Here is a 17,335-nt window from a genome sequence, read left to right on the forward strand (position 1 = left end):
GGCAATTCCCAGGAGGATAGGCATAGCAGCCTAATAGGCAGACGATCATCGTGTACGATGTGTAGTACGGTGATGTATAGTACGATCCAATACAGCCATAATTATTAAAATCTGTCATATAAAAGTGTCAAAAAATTAACCTTTTTGACTCCCCGTTTACTTTACCATAATCTTCGCCCTGGTTTCAACTTTACAATTCATATAACAGAATCTTCTCTAAGAGCCGACCAAGCCGCGTCCTACATACAAAAAAGGCATCCCCGTAAGGATGCCTTCCTCTAAAAAATAAAGATAATACCAGGCAATTGCCCGTATTTTTCGTAACAATCCGATTGAATTCAGCGATTCGATAAGGGAATCATCGTCGGTCTATTCCCACTAACTGAACAGTAACCGGAAAATACTGTAACAGTACCCTCTATATCTCCAATTCAATCGATATTATAATGATGCAAATTAAACGTAGATCGGAGCTACCTGATTCGTCTGCTCACGGTTACGACCAACCGAGAAAATCGCGATCGGAATACCTGTCAGCTCGGATACACGGTTCACATAATTGCGAGTCGTTTCAGGCAATTCTTCCAGCGTCTTCACGCCTGTAATGTCCTCGCTCCAGCCCGGCATTTCTTCATATACTGCTTCACAGTCAGCCAGATGCTTCAAGCTTGCTGGATAGTGGGTGATGAATTCGCCTTTGTATTTGTAACCTGTGCAGATTTTTACCGTTTCCAGACCTGTTAGTACATCCAGCGAGTTCAGGGACAAGCCTGTAATACCACTCACGCGACGTGCATGACGGACAACGACCGTATCGAACCAGCCTACACGACGTGGACGACCGGTTACTGTACCGTATTCATGACCTTTTTCACGAATCGTATTCCCTACTTCATCATGCAGCTCAGTTGGGAATGGGCCATCACCGACACGAGTTGTGTATGCCTTCGCTACACCGATAACCTGCTGAATGCGAGCCGGGCCTACACCGGAACCGATGCACACGCCGCCAGCAGACGGGTTAGAGGATGTAACAAACGGATACGTACCCTGGTCGATATCGAGCATAACGCCCTGTGCACCCTCGAACAGCACTTTTTTGCCTTCATCGATCGCATCGTTCAGGACAACGGATGTATCGCGTACATACGGGCGCAGCTTTTCAGCATAACCGAGATAGTCGGACAGAATTTGCTCTACATCGACTGGCTCGCCGCCGTATACTTGCGTGATCACCTGATTTTTCTCTTTGACGAGGTGGCGCAGCTTTTGCTCGAATTCTTCTGCATCCATCAGATCAGCAATACGGATACCCACGCGGGACGCTTTATCCATATAACAAGGGCCGATCCCTTTACCAGTTGTACCGATTTTGTTCGGGCCTTTACGCTCTTCTTCCAGCAGATCCAGTACCATATGGTACGGCAAAATGACGTGCGCACGATCGCTGATCGTCAGGTTTTTCGTGGAAAATCCATTTTCATGCACATAGCTGATCTCGTCGATCAGTGCAGCTGGGTTGATAACCATACCATTACCGATTACACATGCTTTATCTTCATAGAAGATACCGGAAGGTACCATCGTCAATTTATATTTTTTCTCATTAATCAAAATCGTATGTCCAGCGTTGTTACCGCCTTGATAACGTGCAACAACGTCCGCACTCTCCGAAAGATAGTCGGTAATTTTACCTTTGCCTTCGTCTCCCCATTGTGTTCCCACAACGACTACAGTTGACATATTCATTCCTCCGTAGGTGTATGTACACCGTATATTTGCGCTGTCGCTTTCTGTGCATAAGGGCAACAAGCCGGGCATACACGCCACAGCCGACTTACCAGCGACAGAAAAAGCACAGCATGAAACCTCCTTGCGAGGAACGGTCGGGCAAATGCAAGCATACAAACCGTTTTCGCGGGCGGAAGCTCGTCCCATTGCGGTAAAGGATCAGAACGCATTCCGATCTAACAGGATATTGACATCCAAAAGCACTATTGCGCTTTACCGCAGCATTTACAGTGTAACAGGACAATTTTTTAAAGTCAAATGAAAAGCGAACGATAACATGATATAAAATTATCATCGTTCGGAAATAAAACATTATATCTTGTAAATTCGATTTCTTTTCGAAAAGAGTCTCTTTATTTTGAAAGGTGATGTATCGCTATCGATCATATTTTCATAAAAAAATGAGCTTTTTTTGTTTAACAAGTCCGCTGATGTTTATTAATAGATAACAATACCTTTTATACAAGATAATTACCCAGCAAATGGAAGGAGGAATGGAGAATGGATAAGATTGCAGCCAAAACTGTAGTTAATACGATCATTGTCGTCGCTTCACTCATGATGCTTAGTAATGCAGGGCTATGGGGCTCCATCCTGGCAGCGCTCGTGCTCGGTGTAATTGCCTATGTTGTCGGGGATATGCTCATTTTGCCAGCGACTAGCAATATCGTTGCTACATTAGCGGATGCCGTGCTTGCTTATGTTGTACTGTGGGCAGCTTCAGCAATGGCAGGCTGGACGATGTCGTATATGGATCTGCTTGTACCAGTTGTCCTTCTTGGTGTAGCCGAATATATTTTTCATATCTGGCTAATGCGTGATGGCATCCCAGGTCGAATGAGCCGTACAGATATGAATGGACGCGCTTGATTAAACGAGCCGACTATAATTGCCTTTTATCTAAACCTGATGACAAATCTATTAAGCTGGCATCCACTACAAGGGTGCTAGCTTATTTTTTCTTCATTTTACAAGAAAAAACCACTTTCCCTGAACGATTGTCGCAGGGAAAGTGGTTTTGTTGATCTGGAAATAATCAATTTATCATTTCTATCTATCCGGTAAACATATCCGATTGGACACGTTCGTAATTGACGAATTTATTAAAGTTTTTCAAAAAGACGAGCTCAACCGTACCGACCGGACCATTACGCTGTTTGGCGATAATGATCTCGATGATATTTTTCTTTTCCGTGTCCTGATTGTAGTAATCATCACGATACAGGAAGGATACGATATCAGCATCCTGCTCAATCGAGCCGGATTCCCGAAGGTCAGACATCATCGGACGCTTATCCTGACGCTGCTCGACACCACGGCTGAGCTGAGACAGGGCGATAACCGGCACATGCAGCTCACGGGCGATCTGCTTGAGCGTACGCGAGATTTCAGATACTTCCTGCTGACGGTTCTCGCCCGCTTTACCGCGACCGGAGATGAGCTGGAGATAGTCGATAACGATCATTCCAAGTCCCTTCTCCTTTTTCAGTCGACGGCATTTGGCACGAATCTCGGATACCGTAATACCTGGTGTATCATCGATATAGATCTCCGATTCTGACAGGGACGCAATGCCCATCGTTAGCTTCATCCAATCCTCTTCCTTGAACTCACCGGTACGCATCACGCTCGCGTCCAGATTGGCTTCGGCACAGATCATACGCTGTACTAGCTGTGCAGCCGACATCTCCAGACTGAAGATCGCGACCGTTTCCTTCGCACGTACGGCGACGTTTTGCGCGATATTCAGGGCAAACGCCGTTTTACCTACAGACGGACGTGCAGCTACGATAATCAAGTCACTACGCTGGAAGCCAGCCGTCATTTTATCCAGATCGATAAAGCCTGTTGGAATCCCGGTTGTATTACCGCTATTCTCACTCAGCGTTTCGACGCGCTCGAATACCTCCATCAACACATCGCGAATAGCGATAAAGCCACTTCCGCTGCGTCGGTTGGAGATTTCGAGGATTTTACGCTCGGCATCGCCCAACATACTGCCGACGTCCTCGCCGCCCGTATAGCCTTCACTAACGATCTGTGTCGCTGTACGAATCAGACGACGCAGCATCGATTTTTCTTCAATAATCTGTGCGTAATAATCTACGTTCGCTGCGGTCGGCACCGCATTGGCAAGCTTCGCCAGATAGCTAACGCCGCCCACATCCTCCAGCTGCGTACGATCCTGTAGCAGGGAGGTGAGTGTAATCAGGTCAATCGGCTGATTCTCTTCCCCCAGATTGACCATCGCTTCATAGATCAACTGGTGGGATTTGTCGTAAAAGTCTTCGGTGTCGATACGCTCCATGACGCTGATTAGCGCTTCGGATTGCAGCAAAATGGCACCCAGAACCGCCTGTTCAGCTTCCAGATTCTGCGGAGGAACCCGGTCGTAAAATATTTCGCCGCCCATGCTTATTCCTCTGTAACTTGGACTTTAAGCGTAGCTTTTACTTCTGGGTGCAGCTTTACCGTTACCTGAGTTACACCCAGTGTGCGGATGGGCTCGTCCAGATCAATTTTACGCTTGTCGATTTTGTGACCCTGTTTAGACAGCGCCTCAGCAATTTGCTTGCTGGTGATCGCGCCAAACAGGCGACCGCCTTCACCGGATTTTGCTTTCAGTTGTACGGTAAGCTCCTCCAGTGTTTTGCCCAGCTCCTGAGCCGCTTCTTTCTCCTCTTGCTTGTGACGCTCTACCGCAGCATGCTGTGTTTCGAGGATTTTGATGTTACCGCCGGTTGCTGGCTTCGCATGACCATTTTTGATCAGGAAGTTTTGTGCGTAACCGTCCGATACTTCTTTAACCTCACCTTTTTTACCTGTTCCTTTAACATCTTTCAGCAAAATGACCTTCATTCAAATAACCCCTCTTCCTCATTCATTTGATTCAGTACATCCAGCAGACGCTTCTCCGCATCTGCAATATTGCCTTCAAGCTGTACCGCAGCGTTCGTTAAATGACCGCCACCGCCCAGACGTTCCATGACGACCTGAACATTCATCTTGCCCATCGAGCGGGCACTGATGCCGATCAGTCCGTCCATACGCTCACTAATGACGAACGAAGCGTACACATTGTTCATATTCAGCAGCGCATCGGCTACCTGTGCGATCAGCATCTGTGATTCCTGCTGTCCCGGGTCGGTAACCGCAAGCGCAATATGCTCGTGAATGATGCGAGCCTTTTTCATGATCTCGGATTTGGCGATAAACTCGTTCAAATCCTCCTTCATCATCTGCTGCACCATCACGGTATCTGCACCATTCCGGCGCAGGAAGCCTGCTGCCTCGAACGTACGCGAGCCGGTATGCAGAGCAAAATGCTTCGTATCCAGCGTAATCCCTGCCAGCAGTGACGTCGCTTCCAGCGTCGTGAACTGTACCTTGTCATGAATATATTGTAGCAATTCAGTGACCAGCTCACAGGCAGAGGACGCATACGGCTCCAGATAGACAAGCACCGCATCGTTGATGAATTCCTCACCACGACGATGATGGTCGATAACGACCACACGACGTGCGCGTTCCACCAGCTTGGGCTCAATTGTCATCGATGCCTTATGCGTATCCACGACAACCATCAGCGTACGCTCGGTCATAATACTGAGCGCTTCCTCCGGCGTAATAAAGCGTACCGACAGACGCTCATCATTATTAATACGCTCCATCATACGCTCAATCGACGGATTCACACCGTCCAGCACGATATAGGCTTCAACCTCATACATATCGGCTGCCTTCAGTATACCGATACAGGCACCGATCACGTCCATATCTGGGATTTTATGCCCCATCACAAGCACCTGATCGCTATCCAGCATCAGATCGCGTAACGCATGCGCGATCACGCGTGCACGGACACGAGTACGCTTCTCGATCGCATTGGACTTGCCCCCATAAAAGGACAATCGCTGCTCCGCACGTACCGCTGCCTGATCACCACCGCGTCCCAGCGCCATATCCAGACTCGATTGTGCCAGCTCACCCAGCTCGCTGATCGTCTCGGTACCGAAGCCGATCCCGATACTGAGCGTCAGCGGAACCTTCAGATCCGCTGTCATCTCGCGCACCTCGTCCAAAATAACGAATCGGCTCTGCTCCAGCTCACGCAACGATCTGCGATCCAGCAGCAACAGATAACGCTCGGACGACAGACGGCGCACATAGATGCGGTACGTTTTCGCCCAATCGGTAATACGCGTCGCCACCCGTGCAATCAGGCTTGCGCGTAGCTGATCGTCCATCCCTTGCGAAGCTTCATCAAAATTATCGAGCAGCACCACGCCGATCGCCAGACGCTCATCCTCATACCGATCACGCAGACTGGCAAACTCGGTCACGTCCTGCACATATATCAGCCGCTCATCAGGCAGCACAATACACTCCAATGTACGTGCATCATGCTGTAGCTCAAATCGAACTTCCTTAATCGCACTCTTCTCCCGCGTGGCTTCCTTACGCGCGTCCAGTGCCTTTTTATACTGTTCTTGAAAATCATTAAAGCATTCGTCCAGCGGCGAGCCAACCAGCGTCTTGCGCCCAAATAGACCCGCGATATAACGGTTATGCCATTCAATCGAAAACTTGTTGTCATACAAAACAAGACCGAAAGGAAGCGTACTGACTGCTTCCTCCTCGACGCGCCGGATACGAAATGACAGACCCGCAATGTATTCATCCAGTTCACGGCGAAAGGCAAGCTCTGAACGAACCAAGATCACAGCGAACACAGCGACTGCACATAGAGCCACCAGTCCGACGACCCAGTTGAACCAGGAGAGCACGATCACAAGCACCAGCATGAGCAGTGATGCCCATACTGACCGGTATCCGTGCCAGCGGTTTAGCAAAAAATTAGGCATCATTCATCACCCTTACCGTTTCGGTCTCGTAATATACTCGCGGAGCGGAAATGCCAGATCCAGAATACCGATAATCCGCAGCGGCGGAATCAATACGACAACGATCGATAGCACGAAGGGCAGGAAAGAGCCCCATTTTCGATGACTCGCCCAGAAAAAGACAAAGCCAATCGTCTGGATCGTGAATGCCAGATGTACCAGTGGCATAAAGTTTAATACAATCGCGGCAAGTACGCCTGTGATATTTGCCCGCGCAATGATCTCCAGAAATACAGCGATCAAATAGTACCAGATCAGCGAGCGTGGCAGACGCCAGTCGCGTGCAGGCTTGAGGCGGGGTACCGAATAGCCCATACTTTCCAGCAGCGGACGCGAGATTGCATGCGTAATGATTGCCATCGTAAAGGAGGCAATAATCAAGCCGCTCGGAATGAGCGTGAGCGTATAATTACTCAGCCCGATAATATACTCCGGTGTTAACACATCACTCAGATCGGTATTCACATCTGCCATCGCACGCAGTGGTGTAATCGCAATTTCGATCACATCACGTACATACTGACCCAGACTGAAATGGAATACCGCTGTTGCAATGAGCAGCAGCACCAGCAGCTCGACCAGAGCCGTTAAGCCACCTGCAAAAATAATCCGTAATGCAGGGGTGAATTTCTTGTACATCCTGCCCATGACGATACCGGGGATCATGAAAAATAACCCGAGTATCGGTAAAAACAAACCCGCCTGTCCGGCAAAAATCAAGGCAATCAGCCATACCGGAATCATATGCATAATGAATTGGCGTAAGGTCAATGTTGAATACAGCACGACGATGGGTACGATGAGAAATAGCATACCAATGACTCTGACAGATGTTATTAAAGATAGCAGCAGGAGCAGATATGCAGCGCTCCAGGCTATAGATGTCCAGCGCAGTTTCAAACGATTCACCTCTTACGCACAAGTTGTTCGGCCTCGCTAAAAAAGATTTACTCATAATTATAGCATAGACGAAGGCACGGACGCACGGAATTATACAGCGGGCATAGCCTCCTACATTAGCTGCCGGAGATACGGTTTTTTTCGGCGATATACTCGCCACCTCGTACAAATTGCTCACAATATTCAATAATCTGACTACGACGTACAATGCCGATAAATCGGTTCATATCGTCAACAACAGGCACAAAGTTCTGTACCTTGGCGAGATTAATCAGGTCTTCCATATTGGCATCAATCGATACCGGCTTATCATCCCGCTTGAGCGGAATTTCAGATAGCAAAAACTTTGAAGCATTTTCAAACGTAACCTTGCCACCGGAATTTTTCATAAACCAGAGCAGGTCTCCTTCGGTAATCGTACCGACGTACTTTCCGTTCTTATCCAGCATCGGAATTGATGTATAGCGGTGGTACTCCATCCGTTCCAGCGTCTGGCGCAGCGTCGAATTAAGGGTGACGCAAACGACCTCCTGCTTGGGCAGCAGAAAAAACGCGATATTCATGAAAAAATGTCCTCCTCGTCGTATTACGGCCTTCAGGTGCCATAGGGCAGCCTGGTGCAGCAAAGATTGACTCGATGTAGCGACAGAACAGAGAATCGAACAGCTTACTCATTCCGCCGCAGTAGCTTGATATCGTACCGTATGGCATGGTGACGATGCTTCTCTTCTATTTTAAGCGATAAAGGGATCACAATAAAGCGAGTTGCCCAAGTTATCGAACTTCAGACTTCGATGTGACCGTTTCGGCACTGCCTTCAGCCGCATCCTTTGTCGGCTCAGACGGCTTCGCATCCGGCCCTTCCTTACTCATCCAGTCATCGATCAGCTGCTTGGCCTCCTTCAGCTCATCCTCATGCGGGATATCATAATAGACGCCATCGATCTTTTTACCATCTCCAGCAATCGTGAACGCTTCAACTTGCGGCTCACCTGTGCGCAGCAATTGACTCAGGATGCCCGTTAACAGCTCTGGACGCATATCGGTTTTAAAATTATCCCCCATAATATTCAGCAGCTCCGGTACACGATCCAGCTGCTTCAATTGAAATGCCTGATCGGCCATCGCCTGCAAAAAGATCTGCTGACGCTTCGTCCGATTAAAATCGCTATCCTCGCGGTAGCGCACATAATAAAGCGCTTCCTGTCCTGAATATATCGGCTTATTGGCCTTTATCGTGAACTGCTCATGATTCGGATCACGGTTCACAATATCCTTTTCAATCGGCAACTTCACACCGCCCAGAGCATCGACCGCATCCACTAATCCGTGAAAATTAATCGAAGCATAATAATTCAGCTTCTCATCCAAAAAATGCTCGACCGTATCCATCGTCATCTTAATACCGCCAAAGGCGTAAGCATGATTGATCTTATCCATCCGATTGCGCCCGACAATTTCCGTATACGTATCACGCGGAATCGAAATCAATAAAATCCGATTTTCAAGCGGACGTACGACAGCATAAATAAGCGTGTCTGAACGCGCCTTCTCATTCTCACGCTGATCACTCCCGACAAGCAAAATCGAGAATGGCTCTGTCATCACAACCGCCGGTTCCGTTTCCTCCTGCTCGCCACCCATCTGACGGACAGGCTGATACGTCTGCTGAAGCTGAGTTTCCAGTGAATCGGCGACAAACCAGTCAAACATCGTAGCTGAAATTGGCTTCCACCATATCCACACGCTCGCCAGTAACAGCAAGCAAGCAGTCGCAATACCAGTCCCTATTTTTTGCTTTCTTGTCATTGTCCCATTCCTCATTTCAGGCAGACCTATGTTTTAAGTTCATTAAACGTAAGATGCGCGGAATGACACAAATTACATTATTTTACACCATCCTCTCCAGTGTGGAGGATGACAGGCTTCTTTGCAAGTATTTTACGAAATCCATCTATCCTTTATGCTTCATTATCTATGTACATACATATAAAAAAGCGTACAGACGACCGATTTCACGAGGAAATACGGCGCTGTACGCTCGGTCTGATTTGCAGACAGGCTGCAAGGTCAGATACTATTCAGTAGTGTATGGCAGCAGTGCGATTTGACGGGAACGTTTAATCGCAGTAGTCAGCATACGCTGATATTTTGCACTTGTACCAGTCACACGACGCGGCAAGATTTTGCCACGCTCGCTGATAAATTTACGAAGCAGGTCCGTATCTTTATAGTCGATGTGAGTGATTTTGTTTACAGTGAAGTAACATACTTTACGGCGTTTGTTGCGACCGCGGCGTCCACCTGGACGTCTGCCTTCGCCATCTCCGCTTTCACGTCTATTAAAGCTCATCTGATTCATTCCTTTCCTACATTAAAATGGCAAATCATCATCGGAAATATCTATCGGTTTACCGTCATCGGAAAATGGATCGTGATTGTCGCGAGAAGAGCTGTTTCCATTGCTGCTGCGGTTACTACTATTGTTGTTACCGCCGCCGTAAGGTGCTTCCTCACGATAGCCTCCACTATTGCTGTTACCACCGTCGCGGTTCGATTCAAGGAAACGTACATTATCAGCAATAACTTCAGTCACGTATACACGTTTACCTTCATTATTCTCATAATTACGCACCTGAATGCGACCTTCGACCGCCGTTAAGCGACCTTTACGTAAGTAGTTGGCGCAAGTTTCTGCCAGTTGTCTCCATGTTACGACCGGAATAAAGTCCGCTTCGCGCTCTCCACCCTGGCTCGTAAAAGGACGATCCACTGCCAGCGTAAACTGCGTCACAGCCACACCTGCAGGTGTATAGCGAAGTTCCGGGTCTTTGGTCAACCGTCCGATCAAAATGACACGGTTTAACAATCCAATCCCCTCCTCAAACGAGTTTACAATTCAATACTTAACAATTACTTCGTAACGTCTACAGTAATCAGATAACGAATAACGTCATCAGAGATCTTCATGATACGCTCAAGCTCAGCTACTACAGCAGGAGTTGCTGTAAAGTTAACCAGAACAAAGATACCATCACGAATTTTGTTGATCTCATACGCAAGACGGCGCTTGCCTTGAACATCATGGGCAGTTACTTCGCCATCAGCTGTAATGATGCCTTTGAAACGTTCAGTCAACGCTTCAACAGCCTCCTGTTCCAGTTCTGGACGCAGAATGTACATTACTTCATAGTTGCGCATAGTTTTCACCTCCTCTTGGACTAAGGCCCCTGATCAATGCCAGGAGCAAGGAACGAGCACAAACTCGAACTGTAATATCATATCATATATAGCGACCACATACAACAATTTATTATTGATATTTACTATGTTTTTTCGCTGCTTTAACTTCACATTTCGATTTTGAACAAATGGATCGGCATTGGAATATATCCAGGATTTCAAGCCGTATCGGAAGCCACATATAAAAAAGCTCCGCCGCAGAACACTGCAACAGAGCTTAGTCACGAATCATATATGTAACAAATCAATAATGGGATGGCGGAGAGAGAGGGATTCGAACCCTCGCACGCCCTAAGACGCCTAACTGATTTCGAGTCAGTCCCCTTATAACCGCTTGGGTACCTCTCCATAGTACCAATCGCTATTCTGCAACGAGCAGAGCGATCAATTTACAACAAAACTGATTATACTTCATCATTTCGCGCTTGGCAATAGATACGTTTACATTTTTCCTAATGGCTGAATTAGAAGGGTGTGCTAGCTAATCGAGGATGGAGCTTAGCTTTATCAGATTGATACTATTTTACCGCTACATCTGCATAGAACTCGTCCTCGGCTCATCAAGCAGCATGATGCATTTCTGCCGCTCTACTCCTTTATTTACAGGTCATCACGCATCTCTTACACTGAAGAGGCATCATCGCATAAGACCCGAAGACTACCGATACAGGTATCCATTTAAATTCAAGCAGGGGGAATGTTCATTATGCATCAATCACAACATATTCAGGAAGCAAAAGACTATATTCTGAGTCGTACAGGCGCTATCACACCGGTGATCGGTCTGATTCTGGGCTCTGGCCTTGGTGGACTGGCTGACGAGATCGAGCAGGCTACCGTTATTCCTTATGTGGAGATTCCTCATTTTGCTACATCGGCTGCGGTAGGACATGCGAATGAGCTGGTGATTGGGCAACTGATGGGTCAGACCGTCGTAGCAATGAAAGGTCGTCTTCATTACTATGAAGGCTTTACACTGGATGAGGTTACCTTCCCGGTTCGTATTATGAAGGCACTTGGCGTAGATAAGCTGATCGTTACGAATGCTTGTGGCGCAGTCAATACAAGCTTTGCTCCCGGCGAGCTGATGATCATTACCGATCATATCAATCTGGTTATGAATAATCCGCTGATCGGCCCTAACAATCCAGAGCTGGGTACTCGCTTCCCTGACCTATCCCAAACCTACCATCCTGAAATGCGCGAAATCGCCTTGCGCGTCGCTGCTAAACAGGGCACCTCACTCCAGCAAGGGGTGTACGCATGGTGGACAGGTCCTGCCTATGAAACACCTGCCGAAATTCGCATGATTCGTACACTCGGTGCAGATGCTGTAGGTATGTCGACTGTACCAGAAGCGATTGTAGCTGTGCACGGTGGTATGAAGGTGCTTGGCATTTCCTGTTTGACCAATATGGCTTGCGGTATTCTGGATCAGCCGCTCAGTCATGATGAGGTAATCGAGGTCGCTGCCAAGGTGAGAACGACGTTTGTTGATCTGATCAAAGGTATTTTGCAAGAGGTTTGATTTTGTTATTATCTAGTAACTTTTTTAGTCCTGAATATAATGAACGCAAAAACGTTATTACCATTTGGGGACGTTGTCTTTTGGCAATGAATGATTATTGACGAATCTGGATGCTTGATGTTACGTTGTAGGGACGCATTTTGGGAAAAGGATATATAGCGCAATCTACTGCTACTTGGAATACATGTTATTCTGTATGCTATGATGATCAGCATCGTCGTATTGTATCTAGCAGAAGCGAACAACGCTCTTTTCTCTGACAATTGTAGAGATTGAAGGTAATAATGCTGTTCTTTACTAGGATCGACTACACCGAAAATATCTCCTATCCCTGATGTATTGTTAACGCACAGGTGCTACCATCCGATACATTCTTTAATTCAACATACAATGGATAGATCGATGTATAAAAAAAGAGGTTATCCACAGTGGATAACCTCTTTCACACGCTTTTTAATCGTCCATTCGTTAGCAATCCATAGAAAAACGCTATCATTAAAGCTGTGGATAAACTGTTTATGACTTTTTTCGCTTTGACCAATTGGCAAGCCTCCACGATCGTTCTCTTATTCCACTTCGATCCGCTTCTTCTTGCAAACGCTACCCTTATTTTGAATCGATCACTCTGTTGTCGATGCAGGTTCACTTGCATCATTCACAGAACGAAGTACCTTTTTCATATTCTTCTCAAACTTCGCTCGTGGCACGAGTACACTGTGTTTACAGCCTACGCACTTGATTCGAATATCCATTCCCATGCGGATAATCTCCATCTCATTGCTACCGCACGGATGCGGTTTTTTCATCTGTACGATATCCCCTAGCTCGAATTGCTTGCGCTCCATTCGGTTCACTCCCTCCGCTCATCTGCATGCTAATATGTCTCATTATATCATCGTCATCAACCTGTGGATAACCATGTGAATGAATGAGACACCATCGTTCATGCTCTTATCCACAATCATTTTAGCAGATTTTGTACGTTTTAGGTGACTGTGGATAAAATTATGCATAAAAAACGACCTGCTCATCGTTCATAGCAGGTCGTTTCGTATATTTTACTAGTTTATTCGATAATCATGTAAGCTTCTATCGAACGGATTTTTGTTCCAGCCATTCATCATACGCTACTTCATCAATTATTCGAAATATCAGGATCGCGCTTATCGTTGGCTTCGGTACGCAAATGCTCACCGGAGTCTACTGCCTGCTGTGCTTGCTCAGCAACCTTCCGCTCTTCTTCTAGTTTCTGCTCTTTTTCGCGATCCAGCTCCTGCTTTACCGCAGTATGAATCGCACGCTCTACATCTGCACGCGAGTTTGGCTGACATTTTGCAATGATACGCAATGAATATTCGCCTGTCGTCAGCGTCTGAATACCGAGCACCTCCGGTACATCCAGCACCTCAAGCTTGTCCGTTTTCATACTTTCTGTCGCACGCGTTACCATGTCTCTTGCATCCTCCAGCGAACGTTCCATACTCATCGGAATATCCACTACCGCAAGCGAATTGGAAAGCGAAAAGTTCGTTACGCTAATAATCGAACCGTTGGGAATAATATTCACTTCCCCGTTCCAGCTCACCAGGCGCGTCGTACGCAATCCTACCATTTGTACGGTGCCCTTATATGTACCGGTCTGAATCACATCACCAACTGCGAATTGATCTTCAAAAATAATGAAAAAGCCGGTAATGATATCCTTCACGATACTTTGTGCACCAAAACTGATGGCCAGACCTGCAACGCCGGCACCTGCTAGTAGTGGTCCTAGATTAAAGCCAAACTCATTCAAAATGAGCATGATCATAATAAAGTTAAACACACTGGACACTACATTTTTGCATAGCTCTCCGATCGTCACAAATCGACGAGGATTGGTAGCAATCCGGCTCTTATCCCGTCCAGATAGCGAACGCTCAATCACCTTATTGATCAACTTGATCGCAATTCGTGTCAGGATAAAAATAATAATGATCCGAATCAAGGCAAACGCAAAATTCGTCCACATCGGTACATCTGTTAACCATGACCACAAGCTATCGGTAAACCGATTAATCTCTCCTGATGCACTACTCGCTATTCCTTCGCTACTCAGTAGATTGGTCGTCCACTGGCTGGCTATGTCATACAATCTCATACATGTTCCTCCCTGCTGTTTGTCGTGCTGACCTGTTATCCATTATGACTCGATCTGAATATACGTCTCATCCTGCTGACGAAATATTCCTCTAATCTCAACCTGCTCCTGCGCAATAATCTGCTGCACCTGCTCCAGCTCCTGCTCAGGAAACTGTAAAGAAAGCGCGCAGCCTGCTGTGATTTGCTTGGGTGTCGGGAACATATCATTTTCAATGTCTGCATATTCCAGTAGCATCTCTGCGCGTAGCGCTTGTTGAGTGGAGTCGAATGCCATAACCAGATTACTATCCATCTTTACCTTTACCCCTCTCAGCATCGACTGTCACGTGTATCCCTGTTTATCCATTCTCGCTACGATTCAACTATTGTAGTTGTAGCGTTGTTGTACCGTCATACGGATAAGCAGCTAGCCTTGAATACGATCACTTCAAGTGACAGTGTACAGCTCAACATAGTATCCCTATTGTACGCAAAATTAACTACATTGTTCAATTGTCCTTGAACAGCTCCCCCAGCAGCTGGAACCAAACATGAAAAAACCGCCCATCACAGTGCACGTTTTACGGTAGCACTATCATGTGGCGGTTCATAATGCGGATATCTGCTTGAGGCTATATTCCGGGCTTGATCGATACTCAGCTTTTGGCTGAGGAGCGCGCCAGGCTAATCGCTTCCTGCTCTTCTGGTGACAGATTGTACGTCGATTGTCCTGCCGCGATCGGCTTCGCGTATACATAGGAGCTTTCACGATTATGCAGACCGGTTAATACAAATCCGTCCATATTATCGTTTAATAGGGCAACCGAGAAGCTCAGGTCACTACCATGCTCAGAGAATGCATTATAACGCTTGATGCCTGTGTACGCCTGTACGGTGCGTAGCTTCGCTTCAATCGCTGCAAAGCGTGCTGTTCTCTGCTTTTCCCCATCTTCGAGCGAATCCATTTGCAGCTTCAGATCCAGCAGCAGTGACTCCAGATCCTCTACTCCACTGCCTGACATCATCAGTTCATAGCGCTTGCGCATTTTACGAAGCTTCGCTCCCTGAACGATTACAATAATCAGTAGCAGCAGGATCAGAAATGCGATCACACCCAAAATCAAAAATAGTTGCTCTGCAACCAGACTGTTCAATTCCGCCATCGTTGTCCGCTCTCCTCTTGTTTCTTTGCCTTATCAGGAGACTATGTCTATTTCCGTAGCTCCTGTATTCTGTTTGTCCGCCATCCGTCATGATCGTTTCGTTCATTTTGCTGGCACATCCAGCATGGTATCCATTATGAATCCTATAGAATTATACTTGGATGAACGACTTTGTTCCATTACCGTTACAAATTTGTAATTTTTTTATTTTCCTCTATCATTTTGAACGCTGTATCCCGTACTACGTGCTTGTCCATTCGCTACATTTCATAGCTTAATCGACGATTCGCTACTTTGCTGTACGCTGAATGAACTGCACAGCCTCCAGTAGCTGATCGACATGCTGCTCGGTTGTCCCGTAGCCGACACTGGCTCGTACTGCGCCTGTCGCTAACGTACCTGCCATCCGGTGTGCCAGCGGCGTACAATGCATACCCGCTCGCACAGCGATGCCATATTGCCGATCCAGTTGAAAGGCAATCTGTGCCGGGTCTTGTTGGTCCATAACAAACGAAACGATACCGGTACGCGGCTCATCTGCCGCTGGCCCCAGCACTCGCAAGCCCTTGATACTTGATAAGCCATCCCATAGGCGTGCAACAAGCTGCTGTTCATGAGCAGCAATCGATTCGATCCCCTGATCAAGTACGTACTGAACTCCTGCTGCCAGTCCTGCAATTCCAGGCGTATTCGGCGTACCTGGCTCATATCGATCTGGACGAACCGATGGCTGATCTGCTTCCTCTGATTGACTGCCTGTGCCTCCATATAACCAGGGAGACAGATCAAGCTCGGGTGCAATGTATAAGCCACCTGTACCCTGCGGACCGAGCAAACCTTTATGCCCTGGGAACGCCGCCATATCGATCTCCCACTCCTGTAGCTTAACCGGAATATGCCCGGCACTTTGTGCAATATCTAGCAGGATACGAGCGCCATGTCGATGAGCAAGCTGCGCCAGTTCTGCCGCAGGCAAAATGCTGCCTAACAGATTCGAGCTGTGATTACAGATCAATAGACGGGTCTGAGCAGTGAACGCCTGCTCCACCTCATGCAGATCCAGCTGTCCATAGGCATCAACAGGAATATACGTTACCTGTATACCTGTAGAGCGTTTTAGTGCTTCTAGTGGTCGCCACACCGAGTTATGCTCTGTCATCGTCGCAATTACATGATCACCTGGACGCACATAGCCGAAAATCGCCATATTGAGCGCTACCGTAGTATTTGCCGTAAACGCAATATCAACTGGATTGCGCACATTCAGCAGTCTGGCAAGCTGCTGTCTCGCCTTGAGTAGCGTACGACTCGCCTGCACTGCCATGCGATGGCTACCTCGACCCGGATTAGCAGATTCGTGCAAAAGCGCATGCTGAACAGCCTCCAGCACAGCAGGTGGCTTAGGCCATGATGTCGCCGCATGATCCAAATAAATAATATCGTCCGATGTCGCTGTCTTGGCTGATTTCTGAACGTTCAATGTGTACCCTCCACCAGCTATCTATCCTTCCTCATACATCGCGAATAGCTGTCTTGTTGTTCATCCATATTCCAATTCCCTGTACACTTGCACACTATCATCCTGAATCTGAATCGTCTATCCACAAGAAAAGACGCCCGACATGATAAAGACGGGCGCCTGATCAGCCTTAGAATGGTGTTCCTTTGATATTATTGGCTATACC

The 17,335-nt window shown here is 47.2% G+C and carries 17 protein-coding genes and 1 tRNA gene; 2 read left to right on the plus strand and 16 right to left on the minus strand.

Annotation, left to right across the window (positions count from 1 at the left end; translation table 11 throughout):
- Positions 1–456 precede the first annotated feature (456 nt).
- Positions 457–1,743, minus strand: a complete 1,287-nt coding sequence (locus SK066_RS22990; RefSeq protein ID WP_320543179.1) for an adenylosuccinate synthase — start codon at positions 1,741–1,743, stop codon at positions 457–459.
- A gap of 549 nt (positions 1,744–2,292) precedes the next feature.
- Here SK066_RS22990 and SK066_RS22995 point away from each other — a divergent pair.
- On the plus strand, positions 2,293–2,661 hold the full coding sequence (locus SK066_RS22995; protein ID WP_320543180.1) for a DUF2512 family protein: 369 nt from the start codon (positions 2,293–2,295) through the stop codon (positions 2,659–2,661).
- A 184-nt stretch (positions 2,662–2,845) separates the two neighbouring features.
- Here SK066_RS22995 and dnaB read toward each other — a convergent pair whose 3' ends face one another.
- The 10 genes from dnaB to SK066_RS23045 all read right to left on the minus strand — a co-directional run bounded on the left by dnaB (position 2,846) and on the right by SK066_RS23045 (position 11,186).
- A complete protein-coding gene (gene dnaB / locus SK066_RS23000; protein ID WP_188778333.1) occupies positions 2,846–4,204 on the minus strand; it encodes a replicative DNA helicase in 1,359 nt (452 codons plus the stop codon).
- Between the two features lie 2 nt (positions 4,205–4,206).
- Complete coding sequence (rplI, locus tag SK066_RS23005; RefSeq protein ID WP_188778331.1) at positions 4,207–4,650, minus strand: 50S ribosomal protein L9; 444 nt, start codon at positions 4,648–4,650, stop codon at positions 4,207–4,209.
- The gene (locus SK066_RS23010; protein ID WP_320544953.1) at positions 4,647–6,656 is read right to left on the minus strand and encodes a DHH family phosphoesterase; all 2,010 of its coding nucleotides are present in this window, start codon (positions 6,654–6,656) and stop codon (positions 4,647–4,649) included. The genes rplI and SK066_RS23010 overlap by 4 nt, the downstream gene beginning before the upstream one ends.
- A 12-nt stretch (positions 6,657–6,668) precedes the next feature.
- The gene (locus tag SK066_RS23015) at positions 6,669–7,508 is read right to left on the minus strand and encodes a DUF2232 domain-containing protein (protein WP_229686016.1); all 840 of its coding nucleotides are present in this window, start codon (positions 7,506–7,508) and stop codon (positions 6,669–6,671) included.
- Positions 7,509–7,711: 203 nt separating this feature from the next.
- Complete coding sequence (locus SK066_RS23020) at positions 7,712–8,158, minus strand: CBS domain-containing protein (protein WP_188778326.1); 447 nt, start codon at positions 8,156–8,158, stop codon at positions 7,712–7,714.
- A 211-nt stretch (positions 8,159–8,369) separates the two neighbouring features.
- Complete coding sequence (locus SK066_RS23025) at positions 8,370–9,404, minus strand: LCP family protein (protein ID WP_320543181.1); 1,035 nt, start codon at positions 9,402–9,404, stop codon at positions 8,370–8,372.
- A gap of 268 nt (positions 9,405–9,672) precedes the next feature.
- Positions 9,673–9,948 (minus strand): 30S ribosomal protein S18, encoded by a 276-nt coding sequence (gene rpsR / locus SK066_RS23030; protein ID WP_188778322.1) that lies wholly within the window; start codon positions 9,946–9,948, stop codon positions 9,673–9,675.
- Between the two features lie 21 nt (positions 9,949–9,969).
- The gene (gene ssb / locus SK066_RS23035) at positions 9,970–10,464 is read right to left on the minus strand and encodes a single-stranded DNA-binding protein (protein WP_188778320.1); all 495 of its coding nucleotides are present in this window, start codon (positions 10,462–10,464) and stop codon (positions 9,970–9,972) included.
- A gap of 44 nt (positions 10,465–10,508) precedes the next feature.
- Positions 10,509–10,796, minus strand: a complete 288-nt coding sequence (rpsF, locus tag SK066_RS23040; RefSeq protein WP_320543182.1) for a 30S ribosomal protein S6 — start codon at positions 10,794–10,796, stop codon at positions 10,509–10,511.
- 298 nt (positions 10,797–11,094) lie between these two features.
- Positions 11,095–11,186: transfer RNA gene (locus SK066_RS23045), tRNA-Ser, on the minus strand.
- A gap of 358 nt (positions 11,187–11,544) precedes the next feature.
- On the opposite strand from SK066_RS23045, the gene SK066_RS23050 reads away from it, so the two are divergent.
- Complete coding sequence (locus tag SK066_RS23050; RefSeq protein WP_188778315.1) at positions 11,545–12,366, plus strand: purine-nucleoside phosphorylase; 822 nt, start codon at positions 11,545–11,547, stop codon at positions 12,364–12,366.
- A gap of 620 nt (positions 12,367–12,986) precedes the next feature.
- Here the strand turns inward: SK066_RS23050 and SK066_RS23055 are convergent.
- From SK066_RS23055 to SK066_RS23075, 5 genes are all read right to left on the minus strand, one after another.
- Positions 12,987–13,211, minus strand: coding sequence for a DUF951 domain-containing protein (locus SK066_RS23055; protein WP_188778313.1), 225 nt, complete (start codon positions 13,209–13,211; stop codon positions 12,987–12,989).
- Between the two features lie 290 nt (positions 13,212–13,501).
- Positions 13,502–14,506: a mechanosensitive ion channel family protein gene (locus SK066_RS23060; RefSeq protein WP_320543183.1), complete on the minus strand. Its 1,005-nt coding sequence runs from the start codon at positions 14,504–14,506 to the stop codon at positions 13,502–13,504.
- A 42-nt stretch (positions 14,507–14,548) separates the two neighbouring features.
- Positions 14,549–14,800 (minus strand): putative Se/S carrier protein, encoded by a 252-nt coding sequence (locus SK066_RS23065; RefSeq protein ID WP_320543184.1) that lies wholly within the window; start codon positions 14,798–14,800, stop codon positions 14,549–14,551.
- Between the two features lie 343 nt (positions 14,801–15,143).
- Positions 15,144–15,650, minus strand: a complete 507-nt coding sequence (locus SK066_RS23070; RefSeq protein ID WP_188778307.1) for a DUF4446 family protein — start codon at positions 15,648–15,650, stop codon at positions 15,144–15,146.
- A 289-nt stretch (positions 15,651–15,939) separates the two neighbouring features.
- Positions 15,940–17,130 carry an aminotransferase class V-fold PLP-dependent enzyme gene (locus SK066_RS23075; RefSeq protein ID WP_320543185.1) on the minus strand — a complete coding sequence of 397 codons (1,191 nt, stop codon included), beginning with the start codon at positions 17,128–17,130 and terminating at the stop codon, positions 15,940–15,942.
- Positions 17,131–17,335: the final 205 nt, after the last annotated feature.

Source organism: Paenibacillus hunanensis (assembly GCF_034055775.1).
GTDB classification, from domain to species: domain Bacteria; phylum Bacillota; class Bacilli; order Paenibacillales; family Paenibacillaceae; genus Saccharibacillus; species Saccharibacillus hunanensis.